This is a genomic window from Streptosporangium sp. NPDC048886, from assembly GCF_055586905.1.
Genome location: NZ_JBVJHH010000124.1, coordinates 1 through 1028, shown reverse-complemented (window position 1 = coordinate 1028; position 1028 = coordinate 1). Strand labels below are relative to the sequence as shown.

Here is a 1028-nt window from a genome sequence, read left to right as displayed (position 1 = left end):
ATGATGTCGGCGACCGTGCCGAGGCCCTCCTCGGAGAGGTTGACCGCACGCAGTGCCACATCACGCACCGCGCTGTTGCGCAACGCACCGAGCAGTTCCAGCTCCTTGGCGATCACCGCGCCCTGTTCGTCGTCGAAGAAGTAGGCGGGTGGCACCTGGAAGAAGGCGGCGAGGGCTTCCAGGTGTCGTTTGGTCGGGTTGTCCCTGCGGCCGGTGCGGAGCTGCCAGAGGTAGGTCGCGGAGAAGGTCTCACCGGTGCTCTCCCGGCAGGCCTTGGCCACCTCCTCGTGGCTGTGCTGCTCGCCGTTGGGACGACGGACCACCTGGAACAGGTGGTCGATCCGGTCGCTGAGCGTGCCGGCCACCGGTGCGCGGTCCTGCTCGTCGGTCATCTGCGCCTCTGGAAGATAGGCGGCGATGACAGCAGAGATGAATGATCAAGAGATGATCATTCATATCAGTTGACATCGCCATGGTGCGTGGCTAGCTTGTGTCTTGATCATATTAGCTGAGATGAATGAGAGGGGGGAGGCGGATGAAGAAGATGCTGGGTGCCGCCGTACTGGCCGCCGCCGCGATCGTGATCGCGGCGGGGCCGGCGTCGGCGGAAGCCCGTTCGTTCACCGCGACCGCTCAGGGCACGAGCCAGGGCAGCGCGGTGAGCAGCGCGGTGTACCACGCCTACAGCAAGGCGGAGTGGGCCGGATTCCTGCGCTCTCAGTGCTATGTGAGCAACTCCAGCGCGAGGGCCGGAGACATCCCGGGCATCTGGTTCGGCACCGCGACGGTGTACTGCCAGCGCTGAACCCTGATACCGCAACCACACAACAAAAGGGGTCTACAGGAATGCGTTCGATCGTTACCCGCGGCGTCGTCGCCGCGGTGATCACCGGCTTCACCGTCCTCGCTCCGGTGGCGGCGTTCGCCGCTCCGGCCACGACGGGACAGGCGAGCGTGCTCGAGGAGCGCGGCTTCAACGGCATGGCCCTCGAGAACAGCCCCAAGGAGGCCAAGCGCGAGGCGGAGAA

Annotated in this window: 2 protein-coding genes and 1 pseudogene; 2 read left to right on the top strand and 1 reads right to left on the bottom strand. The window is 65.5% G+C overall.

What is annotated here, in order from left to right:
• Nucleotides 1-392: XRE family transcriptional regulator (locus ACZ6R6_RS49370; RefSeq protein ID WP_470104485.1), on the bottom strand; the 392-nt coding region annotated here is incomplete at its 3' end.
• A gap of 143 nt (nt 393-535) precedes the next feature.
• On the opposite strand from ACZ6R6_RS49370, the gene ACZ6R6_RS49365 reads away from it, so the two are divergent.
• Both ACZ6R6_RS49365 and ACZ6R6_RS49360 read left to right on the top strand, forming a co-directional pair.
• Entirely contained in the window at nt 536-805 is a 270-nt protein-coding gene (locus ACZ6R6_RS49365) for a hypothetical protein (protein ID WP_470104484.1), read from the top strand.
• 41 nt (nt 806-846) lie between these two features.
• Nucleotides 847-1028: pseudogene (locus tag ACZ6R6_RS49360) on the top strand (hypothetical protein); the annotation flags it as partial.